At 41.9% G+C, this 1,007-nt stretch carries 1 protein-coding gene; it reads right to left on the reverse strand.

Annotated features, from left to right (window positions below):
• The coding region (locus tag DD606_RS25560; protein ID WP_139158402.1) for a reverse transcriptase family protein at positions 1 to 1,007 on the reverse strand (1,007 nt) is incomplete at both ends.

Here is a 1,007-nt window from a genome sequence, read left to right on the forward strand (position 1 = left end):
AGCATTCATGACCCTACTAGCAAAGTAGATGGGCCGCATCCTGGTATTGTGGGGATCTTGTTGTAATAAAACAACCCCAATTTTTTCCTTCCCAACACTAGAGCTAACAAAGAATGTGTACTCCCAACAAAGAGGCATGAGTTTTGGTAGCTCTGACAAAATGATTTTAATGTTACAAAAATACTCTTCAAGCTCATCAGTACATGCAAATTGCACTTGTTGTGTCAACTTTTGCAAAGGGTGAAGCAACTCCGAGGCTAAGTGAATGAAGCGTGACATATACTTCACCTTTTGAATGAATGAGATGACCTCCTTAAGACTCTTGGGTGATGGTAGCTCAATAAGAGCCTTTGCCTTTGAAGGATCCACCTCAATGCCTTTATAGGAAACTTTGTGACCAAGCAAGATCACTTCATCCTCAGCTATGTGACACTTGTCGGGGTTGAGTTGACCTCCCATGTCATAGAGCTTCTTTAAACCTTCTTCTACCCTTTGTAGATGCAATGATTTTGAGCTATAAATACAGAAATCATCAATGAACACCCTAATTGACTTTCCAAAGAATGCTTGAAACACCATATTCATGAAACGTTGGAATGTTGCAGGAGCATTTGTCAGACCAAATGGCATGACTCTAAAAGCATAACAACCCCAAGGAGTGATAAAGGTTGTTTTCAATTGATCCTCCAATGCAATTCCTATTTGAAAGTAACCTGAGTAACCATCGCACACAGTGTACTTCTCATGACCAGCTACCTCATTTAGTATCTCATCCTGAAATGGGAGGGGAAAGTGATCTCTTTTTGTTGCCTCATTGAGTGGATGGTAATCCACACACACCCTCCACTTTCCGTTTTTCTTAGGAGTGACAACAAAGGGAGAGACCCACTCTGAATTCTCCACTGGGTAAATGAAGCCTGCTGCTAGAAGCTTTCTTACCTCCTTGAGTAGAGCCTGCTCCTTAATGACTCCTAGCCTTCGTAGCTTTTGAGCCTTAGGTGTGGCCT

The organism is Enterobacter cloacae complex sp. GF14B (genome assembly GCF_004136805.1).
Lineage (GTDB): Bacteria > Pseudomonadota > Gammaproteobacteria > Enterobacterales > Enterobacteriaceae > Enterobacter > Enterobacter hormaechei_C.